The organism is Cupriavidus sp. H19C3 (assembly GCF_049393815.1).
Classification (GTDB): Bacteria; Pseudomonadota; Gammaproteobacteria; order Burkholderiales; family Burkholderiaceae; genus Cupriavidus.
On record NZ_CP184985.1, the window covers coordinates 1660414 to 1679394 of the forward strand.

Below are 18981 nucleotides of genomic sequence, written 5' to 3' on the forward strand. Positions count from 1 at the left end.
CCCCCGGTTGACTATGCCGATTACCTCGGAATAACGTTGGCAGCCGAAATGGTGCCGGTGAAGTTGACGGAGATGTTGTCCCCTGGCGATACACGCCACGACCCTGACGTGCCGCCAGCCTGCACGCTCACGCTCACGCCATTGCGCGTGTATGTCGCGGCGGTAATGGAAGTCGCGCCCTGCACCTGAAAATCCACTTCGTACTTGTTGTTGTTGACATAGGTCATGGGCGTCGCCGTCGGCGTCACAGCGGCGATCAGCTTCTTGCTCTTGCCGTTGATCAGCGTGTTCACACCGGCGTCGATGATGTCGCCAACATCGATTCCGTAGACCTGCGTGTTTGCCGCGGTCGATCCGATGTTGAGTTTTCGGCCCTGAGTCAGACCCTGAACCACGATGCCATCGGAAAAGTCGATGTCGATATCGTTCGCGAGCGCACCGCCATCCACAAGACTGCCTGCCTCGATCGTGACGCCCTTGAACTTTGCCGCTACGCCAGAACTCTGGTCCGAGAATGCAAACGCCTTGGCGGTGATGCTGGATGATCCGTTGATGATCGGCCCAATACGGATGCCATAGCGGCACGGGTAGTAGTTGCCTGCAGGAGCCGTAGCACCGACGTTCGTCAGGCTCACCACCGATCCGGTAGCATCCACCGCTCCCGTGACCACTGCGCGATGCACGACGCGACCGATCGTGATGTTGTTGTAGTTGGAGTTCATCTGCACCAGGGCATTGGGAGCGTGCCCGGTGGCGAAGCCTGTCGAATTGATGAAATCGACAACCAGATCGGTGATGGTGTTGTTCGCGCCGTTGGAGCCATCGAGCGTCAGAACTGGTCCCCAAAGGCCGCCTGTGTCGATGAAGTCGAACTTGATGTCGCTGCACTGCTTGTTCATCTTCGGCTGCATCAGCCAGCCGGCACACCGGTAGATTTCCTGATACGGCACGCGCATGTGGCTCGACCCGTAGCAGATCACCGCATAGGTCGCCTTGCCGTCGTTGCCCTCGATCGAGAGCTTGTCCGGGAAGTGGCAGTAGTCCACCTTCAGTGCGTCGGTGGCCTCGCCGATCTGGAACACGGATGCGATTGTGGAGGTCGCCACGAACCCGGCCGGCGTGCGAATGACCGTCGCCTGTTGCTTGGACGTCAGGATGATCGGCGCGTCCACCTTCCAGCGCGGGCCCCACACATCGTCACCGGAGATCTTGAACGTCGTGGCCCATGCGTCGGTAGCCGCCGGCTTCGAGAACACCACGATCTTGCCAAGGCCGTTCGTGTTCTGGATGCCGCGCTTGCAGAAGTCCCACTTCGTCGAGGCGTCGGTGCCGTCGAACCATGCCACGTCGATCTCGCCGCGGTTGATGATGACCGTGCCGAGCCCCTTGAAGATGACCTTTGACGGCGCGGTGATGTTCCCGTTGATCGTCAGCGTCTTGCCGCTATCGATGGTGATCTGGCCGCCCGTGAAGATCAGATCCGTCGTCACGGTAGTGTCGGTCGAGACGCGATAGGTATTGCCGCTGGCCGGGACGAACAGCGTATTGACCGCGCTGGTGCCGAACGTAGCCGAATCGTCGGTCGTGCCGTCGCCCTTGGCCCCGAGGTCGAATGCACTGATGTTCTCGGCGTTCTTGTCGTGCTGCGTGCGCGCGACGCCGCCGGTCACCGGTTGCTTGACCGCCACCAGCGCGTCGCCCGCGCTGAGCGAGTTCGGGTCCTGAATCTCCGACGAGAACGCGGTGATATTGTCCCGGTCCCAAATCGTCGCATCGAAGGCGTTCTTCAGCACGAAGCGGTAGGCGCCGCTGCCGTAGACGGTGCATTCGCCGCGTTCGTTGAGTATGATCGGGTTCGTGTTCGGGATGGCGCCAGCCGCGTCCTGATAGGTGGCTTTGGGCGTCGTCGTGCCTGCGGCGTAGGTGAAGAGCTGACCGCCATTCAGGGGACGGCCGTTGCTGTCCTCGTAGGACTGGATCGGCTCGGGGAGCAGGCTGAGCAGGGGCATCTTTTCGACCTTTGGAAATGAAAAAGCCCGCTCGGCGGCGGGCATAAAAAAACCGGCTCAAGGCCGGCTGTGGGGGTGTGCTACGCTTATGGCTATGTCGATTCAGGAAAAGCTGCTTTTCGTGGCGGCTATCTATCTCCCTCTGTGCTTCCTAAAGGGCCTCGTTCAGGGGCTATTGGGCATTGGCTCCAGCGGGAGACGGGCGCATAAGCAGATTCCCCCCGGCGATGCCCGGGCGGATCAACTGAGGCGCGAGGCGCTCCAAGAGCGCATTGCCGCCCGCCGTGCCGGCCGCTTGCGCTCCACCGACGTTCTGTAGGGCCTGCTGCCCCAACTGCGGATCCAGCAGCATCTGAAGCAATCTGTTCTGGATGTTCTCGTTCGCGCCGCCGTAGATCCAATTTCCGACCTTCCCCGCCAGCGTCCCTACCGGTCCACTTGTGCCGCCCGCCAGCGCCCGTACCGGACCTGGCAGCGCGTTTTCGAGGATGTTGTTCGTCGCGAGGTTCTGGAAGGTGTTGGAGCCGACAGAGCGTCCGGCGCCGGAGTTGGACTGCCGCAGCAGGTCGTCACGCAGTGCGGTGAGCGTGTCCAGTTGCGACTGGCTCACTGCCTTGGCCCCATTGGCACCGCTCGCCGCACGCTGTTTGGTCAGATTCGCAATAGCGTTCTGCACTTTTGCAAGCGTGATGTTTCCCTGTGCGTCGGTCAGCTTCAGGCCCTGAAGGAACTCCATGGCGTTGATTGGGCGAGAAGCCGCGGCATAGTCCGATAGGTACTGACCAAATCCAGGTGCGGCGGCGGAGATGTCCTGGTCGAGCGCGTCGCGCACGGCGATCAGCTCGCGCGAGGCTTGCAGACCTGCCGGGTTGCTCGCCGCGGTACGTGCGTCAAGCAGGTCACCGATCTGCTTGCGAACCGAGTTGTATAGCGTCTCCGCATTGGTTTCGAGACTTCCATCAGCGTTCACCAGCTTGGATCGGATGTTGTTGAGCACCGCGCGCACGGAATCCCGCTTGCCGCTCGGGCCGTTCAGGATAGAATCGATGACGCCCAGCGCGCCCTGTGGGTTCGCCGGCTTCGCGTTCTGGAATGCAGCCGCCAGTTGCTGCGACGCCTTAGCTCCCCGTGCGGCCTCTGCTGTGGCGATATCTGCTGCCGTGCCGGTCGCGCCTTCCAGCGCAGCCCCGCGGGCAGCTGCATTCTGCGCGGCACGCTCCGCGAAAGCGTTGGCTCCCTGCGGCGTGGCGCTCTGAATCCCGCGTTCGAGCGTCGCGATGCCAGCGTTGCCCGTGGCCTGCGCCAGCGTTGGGCGCGAGCCTGGCACCAGCGCGGCCGCGTTCGTCGTCAGCGGAGCATCCCCTGCGAACTGCCGCAGGATGTTGCCAGCAATGCGGTTCTGGCCGGCTTCGGTGAACGGATCGACCAGAGACCGCGCGGCATTGCCGACATAGCGGCCGGCAGTCGTTGCGGCCCGACCGGCGACCGGGATTGCGGCACCCACCCCAGCCCCCGTGGCGATCTGCGCCAACTTGTTCTGCGCGAAGTTGCCATCGTCTTGCGTGACGGGCGTCACGGCCCCGGAGATCGCACCCTGCGCGCCAGCCCGGAGGGCGGTACCGGCCAGACCGCCAGCGCCAGCCAACGGCACCAGACGGTTGAGCGGATTGGCGACCGAGCCCGCTACCTCGCCGACAACCGCCGTCACCGGATTGGCATCGGCGTATGGCTTCGTCTGTGCTTCGAGATTGCGCGCGCCCTGCGTGGCGTCCTGCACGAGCCAGTTGCCCGCGCGCTGGACCGGATTGGCCCCCGCGCTTGCCGCGTCGCCGCTTCCGATGCCCTGCAAGATCTTCCCCGCCAACTGCTGCGCGCCGAGCACCGCGTTGCCGAACCCCTTGCCAGCCGTGGCGCCGAGCGTGGCGATGATGCCGGGCTCGTCCGTGGCGGCCTGCGATGGCGCGGCTGGCGAAGCAGGAGCAGCGGCAGGAGCGTTTGCCGCCGGGGCAGCCGCCCCGATCCCGAAGTGCTGCCTGATATCGGCGTCGCTGTACCCGGCGTCGCGCGCCTGCTTCAGCTTGTCTGCAAAGCTTTGGCTCTGGCCGAGATACTGGAAAATCTCGTCGTCGGAATAGCCAGCATCCTTGGCCTGCTTCACCTTCGCCGCGAGATCGCCACCAGTGGCTGCGTTCGCCGTGCCAGATACCGAGGTGAGTGCCATGTCTGCGAATTTCCTTACAAGGTTCGTGGCGCCGGCCAGTTTCGAGACGTAGGCCGGGTCTTCGGCATAGCCGGCCGCCTTCAGCGCCGTCGCGAACTTGCTGGCATCGGCCCCGGCGCCAACCGCACCGCGGTACCGACGTGAGATCAGGTCGGCAAAGTCGCTGCCGAAAGCCGAGGGCGTGGCGTAGGAACGGTATGCGTCGTTCGAGCCGGTCATGTTGTCAACCGCGCGCACGCCGCCGCCGGAGAAGTCCTTGATGTTCCCGAGGTTGTTAGTGCCAGGGACGACGGACTTTCCCCACCCGGTTTCCAGACCCCACTGGCCTAGCAGCACGTCAGGTGCGACGCCGATGCGCTCTCCGACCTCTGCGGCCACGGGGCCGTAGGTCTGCGCGAACCGCTTGACGTTATCCATGGTCAGTTGCCGAAGATGTCGGAGAGGGATGGCTTCGGCTTCGATCCACCCGCGCTGTAGGCGGCCTTACCCGCGCCGCGCTTCAGGCCTTCGATTGCCGTGCGGCGGTTCGCGGCCTTCTGCGCGATGACCTCGGCGCTGTCGCCGGGTTGCGGGAAATACTGCTTGCGGGCGTTGTCGAACTCTTCCTTGCCGATCACGGCGCCGGATTCGAGGCGCAGAATCGCGTTGATGAAGTCGCGTTGCGCCTGTTCGGCGCGCTGGTTGTTGTTGGAGGTGACGAGGTTCGCCGCCGCCCCAAGCGCGCCGCCCACCACCGGAACATTCGACGCAGCCTGCTTTGCGGACAGCGCGGCCGGGCTGTAATCAACGCTGCTGAGAATCTTGTCCGCCTCCTCCGCGCGCGCGCCGAACAGCGCGGCCTTGGACTGGAATTCGGTTGGGGCTTTGTCGGCTGCTGCCTTGGCAGCATTCGCTTCCACCGCGCGGGCGTTCGTCAGGTCCTGCCCCCGACGCGTCGTATCTGCGCTCAGGTCTTGGCCTCGCAGGGTGATGTCTTGCCCTCGGCGAGTGAGATCCTGACCGGCGAGCGCAGTTGCTTCGCTCGCGCGGTTATGGCGCATCGTCTCTCCGATTTGAAGCTGCTGAAGCTCCTGCGCCAGTCGGTCCTTCACCGATAGCGCCTGAGCCTGCCCCTGCGCGATTTGCTGCGGGTCGTATACCGAGGGGATACGGGCGGCGGCCTCGGGGCCGATGATCGAGGCGGCTTGCTGGCGCGCCGCGTCATAGCTCGCCTGATCGCGCACGCCAGAGAACAATTGGCCCATGGCCTCGAACTGCTTCAGGCCATTTTCCAACTGCGCCTTGCGCGCCTCCATCTGCGACTTGTCCTGCGCAGCGAACTGCGTCTGAAGCGCGGGGATCTTCGAGCCAAGACCCTCCTGCGCGTAGCCAGTGACGAGCTTCGTGCGATCGATAGTGCCGTCAGGGCCTACAGCAGCCGCATACAGGCGGTTCGCCGTCTGGTCCTGCTGGTAAGCCTGTTCTGCGCGCTGCATCGCGAGGTCCTGCAGGCGATTGCGCTGGGCAGTGTCGAAGACGTTCTGCGTTGCCTGAAAGCCCTTCTGGAAGGCGAGCGGATCGATTTCAGCCATGGTTCACCTTATGCGATGGGCGTGCCGTTGACGCCGGAGTAATAGTCGGTCACCGGATACGAAGTCGCGCCATACCCACCGTAGCCACCGTACCCGGGCCGCAGGTAGTTCACCAAGCCACTGGTAGCAGAACCGATTCCCGCGCCGATGGCGTTCGCCGAGTTGGCATAACCAGAGGCGCGCTGTGCGCCGGCATACAGTGTGTTGGCGCCCGCCGCATTGGCAGCACTCGTGCCGGCTGCCTGTACTTGGTTGGTGGCCTGCTGACCCACGCCAGCGATACCGGCCAGTCGATTGAAAATCGTGTTCTGGTCGTTGTTGAACCGGTTGTAGGCGTTGCTGTACTCGTTCGAGGCAAAGTCCTGGTTGTACTTCGTCAGCGCCTTTGCCGCGGCACCAGACAGCAAACCGCCGCGTGCAGCGGCTGAACCTTCGATCTGCTTCTGACCCTGCTGGATGCGGAAGTCATATCCCGGATCGACCTTGAAGTCGTCTGCCGTGAAGGATCGCAGCAGCGAGCCGTAGAGCGGATTGCCAGCGGCGCCAGACTGCCGCGCAGCATCAGCCTGCTGCGCTTCTGCGATCTGCGGCGCCAATGCCTGCTTGAGCTGCTGGTTGATCCACGCAGCATCGCTGTCCGACGTGTATGCCTTGCCGTAGCTCTGGTAGTGCTGTGCGGCCAGCGCATCCCATGCATCGCGATAGGCCTGATTCGTGTTGTATAGCGTGAGGTTCGGCTCAGGAACGCCGGTGGAGGAATCGACCAGATTGCCCTGCGCGAGCGAGCCCGGGTTGTATCCGCCAATCCCGAGGCGCATCGCGAGTTCGTTGAGCGCGTTCGTGCCAACGTAGGTGTACGGGAACTGGTCTTGCCGGTTCTGCGAGTACATGCCCCACTGCAATGCGTTCGCGCTATTGGCGGCATTCGTCGTGGCGTCTGCCCCCTTCTTGGCGGCCATGTTGCTCGCCACGCCACCGATAACGGCGCCGCCGACGACTGCTGTTGCTACCCCGGACATGGTTATTCCCCTTTGATCTGAAGCCCAAGCGCTTCGCGATAGTCGATCGTGATTTCTTCGCCCAACTGTCCGCCCCTGCATCCCATGATCGCACGCAATGCCACCAGGTCGATATCCGTGCCGCGCATCACCATGCGGGCGTTCGGGGTGGCAGAGTGGTTGGTGAAGCGGCCCGCTGGCGTTCGCATGCCGCCGATACGGGCAGGAGCGATGCATTCGCCTGCATCAATGCCAGCCATCGCAAAGAGGCCGCGGCCTTCGATCTGGGATGGCATGACCGCTACCTTGTAGCTGCCCATTGGGAAAGGGATCTGGTCTTCCTCGTTCTCCGATTGCGCGCGAGCAACTTCCTCGGTGAATCCAAATTGCTCCAGCACGAGGCGGTAGTCAGTCCTGTCAGCATCGAACGACAGAAGGGGCAGGCTAGACTGGTGGGAATTCCACACGTCGCTCTTGTCGAGAAACATCGCTTCCAGCTTCTCGATGTCGGTCTCATCCGTGGCGTACACGTTCTGCCAAACCATTTCCTCGTGGACATATCCGACCTTGCGGCCCGGCTGCCCGACAAACGTCATGGGCGCCACCAGTTCGGTAGTAGTCCCATCCTCATTGACGACAGACACGCGGCCTTTCAGGAAGATGTTCAGGTGCACGCGTTTCTGTGCATGGCCGATCGCATAGCTACCAGCCGGCACGCGGACCTCGCGGATATAGATGCCGGGTCCGAACCGATGCACGACGGGGCATTCAACCTGATCCATCTTCAGGAACTCGGCCTCCAGCCGATCCACCTTGCCGTGGAATGTTGCGCCGAACGTGACGGACGGTTGCACGCGTGGAATCAGGTTCATGACGAGTAGTAGGCGCCGGCCATGAAATGCACCGTGATGACCGAAGCGGTACCGGCCTTGCCCTGCACGAAGTCGCCCGGCTTCAGTGTCGGGATGTCCACGTCTAGATAGTCGTTCGCCGGCACCGTCTTGTTCGTCGGAAAAAGCTGATTGGCGACGCCAGCCGAGCCGCCCAGCGGCACTGCATCGAGCTCCACCGGCACCGCATTCGCCGACGTGTTCACGAGCCGGAACCGTCCGCCGCGGAACGTGGATCCGGCCGCGAGCGCAGCATCGACACCGAAGATGGTCGCGAGCGATGTCCCGAGCTGCGTGGGCTCGAACATTTTCTTGAAAGTGATACTCATCGGAGAGTCCTGTCAGAGTTTGCGCCGGCGCGCGGCGAGAATGCCGTTAGCGGTTGCCGTGCCGCCGGCGAAGCCGATGTTCGACACGAGGTAAATCGTCGTCGGAGCGGTCAGGACCAGCCGGCGCTGTGGCGGCGATCCCGTCTGCCCGAAGTTGGTTGTTCCAGCGCCAGACCATTGCGAATAAAACGGCGATGCGGGGATCGTGCCACTCACCGTATTGATGCCAGTGATGACTACGCTGAAGGCTGTCCCTGTTCCCGGATTGCATGAGACATTCCCCCACACATCCCAATCGCCTGGAGTGAGCGGAAGGGAAGTGATATTGGCGGGCGTGCTATTCGTCAGAGCCACCCCTGATGCGGTTGCTTCGGCGTAGTCCTGAACGCCAGTCATCGCTTGCGCGAAGTTGAACGGCTGGATGTCCAGCAGCAACGCCTCGATGTCGTCGAGCCGGCGGCGGATACCATTCAGGTCGGGCTCGGTGCGCATTTCGACCATCGCGCGAAGTTCTCCCAAGCCGCGCAGCGCGTCTGCCACACCCGTGGGCTCTGGCGCGAATGCCTGCGCATCGGCCTGCGCCTGTACCTGCTGGATCATCTGGATGATCGCGCTCAGGTCCGGGACGCTGCCGCCGCCGATCACCTTGGGCAGGCTCTGGAAGAACAGCCACCACGGCCGGCTGATGTTGCCGCTGGCATCGAATACCGGTTCGCGATAGCCTGGCAGCGAAACTTGCGTCGTTGCCATCAGTTGCCCACCCCTGGCACCGCGTTGACGAATGCGCCATTGAAGGCGATGCGCGCGTTCGCGCTGGTGCCGACACGGAAGATGCGATCCTGACCCGAACCGCAGCGGGTGACGGTGACCTGCTTCTTCGACTCGCCGAACTTGCCGAGCGAGCGGATGACGGAGGCCGACCACGATACGCCGCCATCATCGCTCCACTGGATCCAGCAGTCCGGATCGCTGCCAAGCTCGTCACCCACGCCTACCTCGCAGTCAAGTCGGAACTGCGAATAGAACATGCGCACGCCCTGCGAGTTGTGCGGAAAGTCCTTGAAGCGCTCGATCTCGTCGCCGTTGTCCTGATTCACATCCATCGAGAGCGAGTAGATATCGCCTGTCTCGAAGTCGCCAATCAGGTGCAGCGATTGGAAGTACGCATGGCAGTTGCCACGGTGGCGGATCATCACGCCATCGTCGCGCCGGTAGCCGCGCTCGTGCCATAGGCCCGTGGCTACGTCATACACCCACGTCTTGCTAGCCGTCGGGAACACCAGCACGTAGAAGGTGTGCCCCTCAAGTTGGTACGTCCACGAGAACGCATCATCGGTGCGCTCGTACTTGTTGATCTCTTGTTCGATTGCATGCTCGCTCACACGCTGCGGCTGGTAATTCGCGGCGCGGAAGACCATATTCCCGCCATTGCGGTCGCGGCCGAGCCAATAGATCGTGTTATCCAGCCGGTTCACCGAGTGCGGCGCTACACATCCGACCTCGTTGAATGCGCCCTGTACGCGCTGATACGGTTGGTCCGGGTCGCCGCTGTCGTAGAAGATCTCAAGGCTTTGCGGCCCCCAGAACCACAGCTCTGCGTGATCCACCAACATCGCATTAATCACGTCCGGGGAGCCTTCCGCGCTAGCGAAGTCCAGCGCGTCCAGCGTCAATGCATACAGGCCAGTCCAGTAAAACTGTTGCGTGCCAGGCTTGTTGAAGATCAGCCTGCCGTTCAGAAAGTAGACGAAATCGGCGCCATACCAGCCGTCGCCAGACATCGTGCCGGTGGTGAAGTCGGCCAGATCGACGGTCGGGGCTGTAGCCGTGCCATCGACAAACACGACGTCAAGGCCGTTGTCAGCAGCGACCACACGGCCCGCAGTCGTGCCCATCGTGCCGCATTCTGTCCATGTGCCAAGGCTGTACCGATAGACATGCTGGCCGCGCACGGCGAATAGCGTGCCGGTGCTTGCCACATACTCATGCCGCACCGGGCCATCGCCGGGAACCGTGCTCCACAGCGTGTATCCGGGCGTGCCATAGAACGTGGTCGGCGCGGGCGCGTCCTGCGGATTGGCCTCCGGGAACAGGTTCATGCAGCGCTGCGCGGACGCCTTCTTGCTGCGCGCGGTATAGGCTGCGGTGAGCAGGGGTACGCGCGTCATTACCAGCCCCACCAGCTATAACCGTAGTCGCGCGGCCACGCGTACGGACCGCAGTCACCATGCACGACGATGAAGCCCTGCGCGATCGTGCGGCGTCGCCCGTCCGTCTGCGTCATGCGCATCAGCCATGGCGCGCGGCCCCAATACCGATTGAAGTCGATAGGCGCCATGTCGAACGTGATCTCGCCCGTATCGGGATCAAGCACGCCGGCAATCGTCGCGCCGGGGGGGATGAAACGGTAGCCGACGACGATCTCTACCGTCGCGCCCGCGAGATCCATGATCGGATCAATGTCACCGTCCCGCGTGAAGAGCTTCGCCACCACGCTGAAGTCGTCGCCGACGAATGCTTCCATGTCGCGACGCCCAGCGGGCTGGTCGAGCGCGATACTGAAGGCGTAGTCCATCAGAAGTACTCCCCGGCGGTCGGTGCATCGGTCATCGGAGCCGTGTTTGCAGCATTCAGGAGCGACATGCCGACCTGATATGCACCGGTGTCGGGCGGCTTGCTGAACGACGGCGCGGCGAAAAGCTGGCCCATCAGGACGTATGGTTCCTCGGCATAACCCGGGATGTCATCCCACGTCCAGCGCAGCTTCCGGAGAGCCAGAAGCTGCGCGTGCACGACGTCGAGCTTCTGCTCGGCAATCTCGATATCGGAAGCGTCAGGCGTTTGCCCGTCGCCCACGACGCCCAGCGCTACCAGCAGCCGGTTCGCCAGATCCCGTTTCGTTGCCATCGTTGCTCTCGTCGTTGGACTTGCCGGTCATCGCCGCTTCCACGTCATCGCGCACGCTCTCGGGCAGTTGCCCGTCGAGCAGCTTCTGTGCAACGACACTTGCATCGGGTTGATCGGCGAGGTCGGGCACGGTGTCGGCAGACTCGCTCGACACCGCCTGCGCGCTCGATGCCTCGGCTTCCTTTACGGCTGCCACGGCTTCGGCTGACGCGCCGGAGACCTTGAAGTGATGATTGCCGGCCAGCTTGTCGGCAATCGCCTGGGATACGGTGACAGGCACACCGCGTTTGAACTCGACGCCCCGGAAGGTGATGACATCCGGGTCGTCTCGTCCTTCTCCTGTGAAGGTGACTTTAGGCATTGGGGGGGAAGAAGATCACGGTGATCGACACGGTGCCGGTGGTGGCGCCGGTCGCGGGACCTGCCTTGACGAGTACGTCGATGGTGTCGTTCGCCGTCAGCAGCAGGGGCTTGGCAGTCACTGCGCTCGCGCGTGCAACGCCGCCAGCCTGGCCGACGGTCGATGCTGCGATGAAGTAGTCCGGGTCGTCGCCGTAGCCGACGTCCAGCGTGATTGTCGGCGTGCCGTTCGTGTCGAGGTCGGTAGCGACCACGATCACGTCGAGCACGGTCGAGCCGGCCGCGATGATGGGGGACTGGATTACGTCGTTCAGCGCCAGCGCAGCGGCCAGCGAATAGACGCCGCTCACGGCCTTGATGCCATGGCCGTCGCCGATGCCAGGCACTGCATTGGCCGCGCCGGTATTGGTGCTCTTGAAGGTTGCCATTTCGGGTTCCTCGAATCAGGTATGGGAAAGGGAGAACGGCCCCGGGCGGGGCCGATTCATCAGGCGTCGGCGACGGCTGCCGTATAGACGGTCACCACGCCGTGTTGCACCAGATCGTCGGTGTCAGCCGGTCCCTTGCCGAACAGCAGCTTCTCGATGCCGCGGATCTCTTGGATCGCGACGCCGTTGCGGAAGCCGTAGTCGCGGACATCCGTGCGGCTGCGCGGACGCTGCGCCCAAGCCACACCAAGCGCCTGCGCGCCGACGAGGAAGTTGCCGCCCACCGTGATGCCGCCAGCGCCGACGCCGGGGAGCAGCGGGATTTCCGGGATTTCGCGGATGATCACGCCGTCCCACACCAGCGAGCCGCCGGTGAAGAGCGGGTTGTCGTCCACGTTGCGCGGGCGCGCATCGCGGTTGGCCTGTTGCATGGCCGGGTCGAGCGTCAGGTCGCGGAACGACATCGAGTTCGCGAACATCACGAACCATTCTTCGTCCTCGCGCAGGCGAATCGGCTTGATAGCCGGCGATGCGGTCTGCGCCATGCGCTTGGCGAGCGAGATCACGCCGGTCGTCAGCTTGTCGGCCGTGTTGTCGATGTTCGCCAGCGATGCCGAGTGGTCGTTGCCGGTGTTGTTCGACTTCGCCGAGCCGAACAGTACTCGGTCGGAGTTGTCGGCCAGCCACGCATCCTTCTGCGCCTCCGACGCCGCGGCGTACAGCACGCCGTTGATCGAGTACAGCGAGTTGATGGTGTCGTCGCGCATCGTCTCCATCTCCCACAGCTTCAGCGCGGTCTTGCCGGCGTTGCGCAGGTCGATGGCGGACTTCTGCTCGTCCCATTCCGTCACCATGACGGCGTTGCGCAGGACGTTCACGGCAACCGACATCGAGCGCGAGTCGAGCTCTTCTTCGTTGCCTTCGAGAACCTGATTGCCGCGCACGCCCTGGCCCTTGAGCTTGCGCACATTGGCGAAGGTGACGCGGTCGCCCGGCTTGCGTGTCAGGTCTTCCTTGATGTGGATGATCGAGTTTTCGTCCGTGCCCATGTACCGCTTGAAGCGGCTGTCGCGGACGTACTCCATGAAGAACTGGTCATCCCATTGCTGTGGGGTCAAACCAGCGCGTGCGGTGGTATCTGCCATGATTGGTTACCTCAACGTTTTCCGAGAATCGAATCGAGCGACGACGGCCCGGTCCATGCGGGCGCAGAGCGCGACGCGGCGGAGCGAGCAGTAGCCAGGGATTGGGGAATCTGAGCGGCGGGAGCTGCGGCGGGCGCTGCGGCGGGAGCGGCTGCCTGCGTCTGGCCGAGTTCGGCCATGATTTCGGCTTTCAGCTTCTCGCGGTAGGAAGTCGGGTTGTCGCCGATCTCCTGCAGCATCTGGATCTTCGTGGCCTCGCGGTACATCGCGCCCCACGGATGGGGATCGTTGAACACGCGCTGCACGAGCGTCGGATCGGCTTGCGCGGCCTTCTGAAACACGGCGAACTTCTCGTCGAGGTCCGGGTGATTCTGGCGCGCGATCGTCTCTGACATGTTCAGGTGTCGATGAAATGCGCGCATCTCGACCTGCTGCACAGGATCAACGTCCTGCGGCTCGTACTGCTGCTGCGGCTGTTGGGCTTGCGCACCGCGTTGATACGCGGCGAGTTCGCCTTCCAGTCGCAGGGCCTTTTCCTTCCAGTCCTTGCGTTGCTTCCGTTCAGCTTCCAGAGCGTCCAAGGGAACGGTCTTGGTTTCTTGTGCAGCCGCCGGCGGCGCAGCATTTGCTGCAGCGGGATCGCCTTGGGGCGGTTCGGCTTGCGCCGGGTCGCCCTGCGGTTGTTCCAACTGCTGCGGTTCGCCCATCGGTTCGTCGGTGTCCGGCGATCCGTTCAGCACTTGATCGAGTTCCATCTTTCGCTTACCTCAACGCCCGATTCAGCCCGGCGGCAGCCCAACGCCCGAGTCCCCGGCGGCGGGGCCGGGAGGAAGCCCGGCGCTTTCTTGCGGCAACAAAAAACCCGCCTCGGTGGGCGGGTTCGGTTGCATCTGTTCGATGCCGGGAGGCATGGCCTCGGGCGGCGGTGGGGGTGGAGGCGCAGCCTGCATGCCGATGCCGGCGTTCTGCATGGCCTCCATGAATACCTGCGACGCCAACATGACGATCTGCTCAGGCGTCATGCCCGGCGCTGTGGCCGTGAGGCGCTTCGTTTCCGCGTCGTAGCGGCCGGTCTCGGCCTCGTATTGCGCGACTTGGTTCTTTGCCGCGTTGTCGTCGTTCTGCGCCTGCAGGTCGTTGTACTTCTCGCCCAACTCCTGCAGTTGAGCTTCGAGCTGCTGGACCTGAGGCGATTTCTTGCCCTCCCCGCGCATCTCCTTGAGGATCGTTTCCTTGTTGCGCAGGCTCGATGCTTCGATGATTGCGTCCGGCGGGATCGGTAGGCCCTTCGAAGCAAGGTCGGCCAGTTGAGCGAACTGCTCCGCCTGAATCGTCACGACGTCAGGGCCCTCTTCGATGATGATGTCCACGTCGAGCCCGGAGATGTCGTTGTCCACGCGGACTACCTGCTCGAGCCGCGGATCACCGGGCTGCAGGCCCATCTGCTGGACGATCTGCTCGGCCTCCTGCGGATCCATCTCGCCCAGCGCCTCTTTCAGCGTGACCGGATGATTGAGCCCGACCCACTTCATGTTGCGGTCGCTGTCGGTCACGCGGACCCACTTCTCGTCGGTCCAGAACTGGCGCACACGCAGCCACACCGCTTGGTAGATGTCGCGCGTCCACTGGCGCAGCGAATCCATCTGCGGTTCGATCTCCACCGCGCCACCCTGCTGCTGCGCCTGAATAGCACGGCCGGACTGGTCGCGCGGATCTTTGCCGGCCAGCGCCGCATTCGGGCCAGACGCCTGCATCTCGCCGGTCGCCTGCTGCAGCATCTGGAGATTTCCGGCCGCCATGTCCTGCGTCTGAAGCACCTCGAACTTCAAACCGGGGTTCGTCTCGATATATCCGTCAGGCTTTGCAAGTTCCTGCTTCGCCTTGTTGACGTCATCGACGGCGCCGCGCTCGCCCATGACCTGACGCATGTTGATCAGGTGCAGCGCCTTGCTGCGGCGCTTGTTGATCTCGTCCTGTAGCGAGATCAGGTCGCGGACGGAGCCGTAACGGTTGTTCTCGCGGTCGATATATGCCGAGCGCATGATCAGCGAGCACGCCGGACGCCCGTACTCGTCCACATAGGGCGAGCGCTGCGGGTCAACGAGGATGCCGCCCTTTGTGAATGTGCACACCCACCATTCACCGCCCTCCTGCCAGTGGATCTGGACAATACGCACTCGCGAGCGGCGGTTGTCGCACCACATGAAGCGCGGCCGGTCGTCGTAGGTGTCGGAGATAGACACGCCGGCCAGCGTGGCCTCGATGGCGTCAGCGCGGTCCGGATACGTGTCTAGCGCATCCGACTTATCGGTCCAGATGACGATGCCCTTGTACTTGGCGTCCGAGAAATCCGGCTTGCGCGAGTGCGGATCATAGAACAGCCGGTCCCACGGGACGTACTGGATCGAGACATCGACGCCGGATGGGTGCTGCTCGACGATCACATCGGCGCCACCATAGCCCTCGATCAGCAGGTTTTCATAGACCTGCGAGCGGATTTCGTCGAAATCGTTCTGGTCGGCGACAAAGCGCAGTGAATCCGTCGCGGCGTCAGCCATATCGGCATGCTGAGGCGTGCGGGGGTATGCCTTCGGGTCGCTGCGCTGGCGACGCTCATAGCCACGGAGGAATTCGACCTTGCGCTTGATGTAGTTGATGGTCAGCGCAGGCTGCTTGCGCTTGCGGAGAATCGCCAATTCCTCGCGCGTCCATTGGTCGTTGTCGTAGTAGTCGCGATCGCGTTCGGACAACTGCCGCGCCTCATACGTCTCGTTCTCTGCCTCTTCGAACCAGCGGCACAGCGCGTAGACGTCGGCGGTCGGGCCATACTGGTCATCGGCCGGACGAGCGAGATCGGCTTCAGCCATGGCTGCGCCCCGCCGGATCACGAAACTTTCCAGCTGTCTTCATCGTCGTCGGTCCTGTTGAATGCTCGATCCCACCTGTCGCCAGATGGCTTTTTCTCTTCGGGGGGCACGATCGCGGGATGTGCGTCTGCCAGGGCGCGGCCGATCAGGCTTGCTGCATCGACCTCGTCGTCGTTCTTGCCGGCCGGGAATTTCAGGTACTGCTCGATGACGTCGTCACCTTCCGGCCCCTCTGGAATCCATACGCGGCCCATGGATGCCATCGCCTGAAACGCCTGAGCCTTCACTTTCTTGTCGTTGCCGTGCGGCGAAATCGGCTCGATGCGGCATGCCTGGCGTTCGGAACGCATCTGCTTCGCGACGAACCCCGCGACTGATTTCCAGTTGTTGTCGTCCTCGGGGAACCATGCGAACGGCTTGTGTTTCTCGAGCAGGCCTTTCTTTGCCTCGGCCCTGACACCAATCACTCGCTCGGCCAGCGCGTCCATCTTGATCTGTCCGCGGAAGCCGTCGAGCATGTACAGATCGCCTTCCGGATCGACGCCCCACACGCGCACGCACTGGTAGTCGCTGTCCGCATCGCCCTGCGGTGCATGGTCGCTGGTCATGTACCGGTGCAGGTTCTTCGGCTGCTCGCCGGGCCGGTAACGCCTGAACCAGTCGCGCTGGAAATACGTGCCATCGTCAGGCGACGGCTTCTGCTGGTAGAGGCTCGACCACGTGCGCTTGTTGCGCTTGAACGGCTCCCAATGCGCGAGGCTGAACCACTCTGGCCATAGCGTCTCGCCTATCTTGCGACCCAGCGGATCATCCTGGCGGTCGGCGATTGCTGGCAGACAGATGACGTACCAGCGGCGCCCGTCGCGCCCGTCGAACCATCCCGACTGGCCGTCCCACCCTTCAGGCAGAATGCGGCCCGCGGGGTCATTCTCGTGCCAGCGCGTCAGGATCATGACCTGCGGCGCGCCGGGAATCAGGCGCGAGCAGAAGTCGTCGATGTACGCGTCCCACGTCTTGTTGCGGATCGTTTCAGACTCGGCCGCCTCACGCCCGCGTATCGGGTCATCGAGGATGCCGAGTGCCGCTCGGTTGCCCGTGAGGCCGGAGAGCAGGCCGCCAGCCATGTATTCGGAGCCATTCGACAGCGCCCACTCGTCGGCCGCCTTCTGGTCATCCTTCAGGCTCTCGCCCATCAGGTTGAAGAACGACTTCGACTGGATCAACTGCCGGGCTCGCCTGCCCTGCTTCTTCGCGATGTCGCTGGCGTAGCTCGCGAGGATTACGTTTCGCCGCGGCTTGCGGGCCATGAACCACGGCACGAACACCACGTCGCTGTAGGTCGATTTCGCGCTGCCTGGCGGCATCAGCACCATGAGGTTGGGAATCGAGCCGTCCTCGACGCCCTGCAGCTTCGACAGCAGCAACGCGTGATGCGCGGCCAGTTTGTCCAGCTTCATGACGCTGAACGCGTCCTCGTCCTCCGCATCCGTCAACGGGACGGTCGGAATATCCACCATGCAGGAGAAGCTGGTGAGACTGCGCTGCGCCAGCTCACGCCGCGCCGCAATAACATCACTCGGCGTCAAGCGGGATAGAGGCGATTGCACGCAGTTGCTCTTCTGTCAGTTTCGTCACGTCAAGCGTGTGGGCGTTCTGGATGGGGCCACCATCCTTCCCCACGTGCTCAGCTGTTACCTTTTCGCCGTATTTCTTCGGATGCCACTTCGCCAGCAACTTCAGCCGCGTCTCCACCCGCAATTTCCGGTGACCGAGCATGTCGCCGCGCTTTTCCTTGGTCGTGCCTTCCGACCCAATCTCCAACTCGACGCCTTCTTCCGTCGTGTCTGCGATGCGAAGCGCTTCCTCGGCGATCGCATCAGCCCCAAGGTCGCGCGCCCGGTCCATCGCCTTGGCAAAGTCCGCATCCGCCTCGATCCACTCGTACACACGCTGACGAGCGGGCATTCCCGGCTCGTCGCGGCAGATGGAGCTAAGCGTCCGCCCCTCGCACATCAGTTCCACGATGCGCGCCTGTGCCTCGGCCTTTTCCTCGTCACTGAAGACGTGAGGCGTCGGCCCGACTGGCTTCTCGGGATCGCGCTTGCGTGGCATTGAAACTCCGGGAAAAGAAAACCCCGGCCGGAGCCGGGGCGGGAAGCGGCGGGGTCATTCGCCGTGGAGGAGACAAGGAATGCCGAGACACCAATCTCAGCATTGCCGAAATGCTACTAAATCACTTGAATTCCTGCGGGTGATTCGACTGCGGCCTCATCCGCAGTGTGCTCAAGGTGAATGCGCTTGATTCTTGCACTCGCCTTCAGCGCACGGCGTGCGAAGCGATGGATGCGGTCGTAGAAAGTGCGCTCTCCAATCTGGAGCGCGCACCAAATTGCCTTTACCGGAGTGAACTGGTGGAAGTAGTAGAGCGAAAAGCAAATGCTCTCTTCCGGGAACTCTTCGGCTAGGCTATGGATTGCCATGTTTAGAAACGAGAGGTCCGGATCGAGAGGACCGTCTGGCTCTCGTGAAGCACGGCGCCTCGGTTGAAACTGAGCAAGAATGTTTTGTGGAACTGGAGGGGCAAAGTATCGGCGCGTGTAGCACCAATAGGCCCACTCAAAACAACGAGCGTGCAATTCCTGATCTGTCATGCCGTCCTCCCATGGTTGGCGTGGTATCCGTGCTCCGTCTCTGCCTGTTTCCTGGCATTCACTGCATCCGCCATATCACGGTAGCGTCCAATCAGGCGCGACCTTCCACCCACACTGATCTGAGCAACCCATTTCCCGTACCGATCAGACCAGCTAACGCCATTGACGCCTGAGCGATTCGTCACCGGCATCTTCAGATTCCGCTGATTTTCCTGAGCCGACACCAAACGCAGATTCGCCAGCCTGTTGTCGGTGGGGCTGCCGTTGATATGATCGATGTCCAGCCCATTAAGCGGGCCATTGGCATGCATCCAAGCCAATCGATGCGCCAAATACGACTGGTAGTTCAGGATGATGACGACGTAGCCATCTTTCCGAATGCATCCGGTCTGCTTACCTGAGAAGCGGGTGTTCCACATCTTCGCGTGCCCAGGCGTGGCGAATTCACTAGTCGGGCGTTCCCTCCACCGGAAAATCCCGGTGTCCTTGTCATAGTCAAGAAGTCGCCTTACTTCTTCTTGTGTCAAATCCGCCTTTCTAGTCCGTCCGTGGTTCATGTCTTCGCTTCCCTCGTATCAGTTGGTAGCAGGCATGGCACCAGCTTC

General features: G+C 62.8%; 19 protein-coding genes. All 19 read right to left on the bottom strand.

The window, feature by feature from the left end:
- Positions 1-20 precede the first annotated feature (20 nt).
- Entirely contained in the window at positions 21-2054 is a 2034-nt protein-coding gene (locus DFLDMN_RS07570) for a hypothetical protein (RefSeq protein ID WP_423197846.1), read from the bottom strand.
- Between the two features lie 127 nt (positions 2055-2181).
- On the bottom strand, positions 2182-4647 hold the full coding sequence (locus DFLDMN_RS07575; RefSeq protein ID WP_423197847.1) for a glucosaminidase domain-containing protein: 2466 nt from the start codon (positions 4645-4647) through the stop codon (positions 2182-2184).
- Between the two features lie 2 nt (positions 4648-4649).
- Positions 4650-5801, bottom strand: a complete 1152-nt coding sequence (locus DFLDMN_RS07580) for a hypothetical protein (protein WP_423197848.1) — start codon at positions 5799-5801, stop codon at positions 4650-4652.
- A gap of 8 nt (positions 5802-5809) precedes the next feature.
- Complete coding sequence (locus DFLDMN_RS07585; RefSeq protein WP_423197849.1) at positions 5810-6820, bottom strand: hypothetical protein; 1011 nt, start codon at positions 6818-6820, stop codon at positions 5810-5812.
- Between the two features lie 2 nt (positions 6821-6822).
- On the bottom strand, positions 6823-7671 hold the full coding sequence (locus DFLDMN_RS07590; RefSeq protein WP_423197850.1) for a hypothetical protein: 849 nt from the start codon (positions 7669-7671) through the stop codon (positions 6823-6825).
- Positions 7668-8018, bottom strand: a complete 351-nt coding sequence (locus tag DFLDMN_RS07595) for a hypothetical protein (protein WP_423197851.1) — start codon at positions 8016-8018, stop codon at positions 7668-7670. Before DFLDMN_RS07595 ends, DFLDMN_RS07590 begins: the two co-directional genes overlap by 4 nt.
- A 12-nt stretch (positions 8019-8030) precedes the next feature.
- Positions 8031-8768 (bottom strand): hypothetical protein, encoded by a 738-nt coding sequence (locus tag DFLDMN_RS07600; protein ID WP_423197852.1) that lies wholly within the window; start codon positions 8766-8768, stop codon positions 8031-8033.
- Entirely contained in the window at positions 8768-10186 is a 1419-nt protein-coding gene (locus DFLDMN_RS07605; protein WP_423197853.1) for a hypothetical protein, read from the bottom strand. Before DFLDMN_RS07605 ends, DFLDMN_RS07600 begins: the two co-directional genes overlap by 1 nt.
- Positions 10186-10593 carry a hypothetical protein gene (locus tag DFLDMN_RS07610; protein WP_423197854.1) on the bottom strand — a complete coding sequence of 136 codons (408 nt, stop codon included), beginning with the start codon at positions 10591-10593 and terminating at the stop codon, positions 10186-10188. The genes DFLDMN_RS07605 and DFLDMN_RS07610 overlap by 1 nt, the downstream gene beginning before the upstream one ends.
- Positions 10593-10925 (bottom strand): hypothetical protein, encoded by a 333-nt coding sequence (locus DFLDMN_RS07615; protein ID WP_423197855.1) that lies wholly within the window; start codon positions 10923-10925, stop codon positions 10593-10595. Before DFLDMN_RS07615 ends, DFLDMN_RS07610 begins: the two co-directional genes overlap by 1 nt.
- Positions 10852-11286 carry a hypothetical protein gene (locus DFLDMN_RS07620; protein WP_423197856.1) on the bottom strand — a complete coding sequence of 145 codons (435 nt, stop codon included), beginning with the start codon at positions 11284-11286 and terminating at the stop codon, positions 10852-10854. The genes DFLDMN_RS07615 and DFLDMN_RS07620 overlap by 74 nt, the downstream gene beginning before the upstream one ends.
- On the bottom strand, positions 11279-11713 hold the full coding sequence (locus DFLDMN_RS07625) for a hypothetical protein (protein WP_423197857.1): 435 nt from the start codon (positions 11711-11713) through the stop codon (positions 11279-11281). The genes DFLDMN_RS07620 and DFLDMN_RS07625 overlap by 8 nt, the downstream gene beginning before the upstream one ends.
- Before the next feature lie 59 nt (positions 11714-11772).
- A complete protein-coding gene (locus tag DFLDMN_RS07630; protein ID WP_423197858.1) occupies positions 11773-12858 on the bottom strand; it encodes a DUF4043 family protein in 1086 nt (361 codons plus the stop codon).
- A gap of 11 nt (positions 12859-12869) precedes the next feature.
- Positions 12870-13613: a hypothetical protein gene (locus tag DFLDMN_RS07635; RefSeq protein ID WP_423197859.1), complete on the bottom strand. Its 744-nt coding sequence runs from the start codon at positions 13611-13613 to the stop codon at positions 12870-12872.
- Positions 13614-13637: 24 nt separating this feature from the next.
- Positions 13638-15725 (bottom strand): hypothetical protein, encoded by a 2088-nt coding sequence (locus tag DFLDMN_RS07640; protein WP_423197860.1) that lies wholly within the window; start codon positions 15723-15725, stop codon positions 13638-13640.
- 17 nt (positions 15726-15742) lie between these two features.
- Positions 15743-17332, bottom strand: coding sequence for a terminase large subunit domain-containing protein (locus tag DFLDMN_RS07645; RefSeq protein WP_423197861.1), 1590 nt, complete (start codon positions 17330-17332; stop codon positions 15743-15745).
- Positions 17298-17837 (bottom strand): terminase, encoded by a 540-nt coding sequence (locus DFLDMN_RS07650; protein ID WP_423197862.1) that lies wholly within the window; start codon positions 17835-17837, stop codon positions 17298-17300. Before DFLDMN_RS07650 ends, DFLDMN_RS07645 begins: the two co-directional genes overlap by 35 nt.
- Positions 17838-17953: 116 nt before the next feature.
- Complete coding sequence (locus DFLDMN_RS07655) at positions 17954-18376, bottom strand: hypothetical protein (RefSeq protein WP_423197863.1); 423 nt, start codon at positions 18374-18376, stop codon at positions 17954-17956.
- Positions 18373-18933: an HNH endonuclease gene (locus DFLDMN_RS07660; protein ID WP_423197864.1), complete on the bottom strand. Its 561-nt coding sequence runs from the start codon at positions 18931-18933 to the stop codon at positions 18373-18375. The genes DFLDMN_RS07655 and DFLDMN_RS07660 overlap by 4 nt, the downstream gene beginning before the upstream one ends.
- Between the last annotated feature and the right edge of the window lie 48 nt (positions 18934-18981).